Below are 244 nucleotides of genomic sequence, written 5' to 3'. Positions count from 1 at the left end.
GACCGGGCGGCGATCGTGAACGGCCTGTTCGAGGGCATCAAGGACGAAGCCTGCATGCGCGGTCTGGCTTGCCCGCCAGCCGACGATCCGACGTGCATAGGCGTCAATGACAAAAGCCACATAGACGAACCCTCGCCAGGTAGCGACGTAGGTGAAATCGCTGACCCAGAGCATGTTCGGCGCTGGAACCCTGAACTGCCGGTTCACCTTGTCCAGCGGGCACGGAGCCTTCTTGTCGGGGATG

At 62.3% G+C, this 244-nt stretch carries 1 protein-coding gene; it reads right to left on the bottom strand.

The genetic code is table 11. The annotated features are described in order from the left end of the window. On the bottom strand, positions 1–244 hold a 244-nt coding region (locus D2N39_RS22490), incomplete at both ends, for a DDE-type integrase/transposase/recombinase (protein ID WP_147373553.1).

This window comes from Gemmobacter lutimaris (assembly GCF_003570715.1).
Lineage (GTDB): Bacteria > Pseudomonadota > Alphaproteobacteria > Rhodobacterales > Rhodobacteraceae > Gemmobacter > Gemmobacter lutimaris.
Note: the sequence above shows the minus strand (reverse complement) of the source record. Positions and strands in the feature narration are given on the sequence as shown.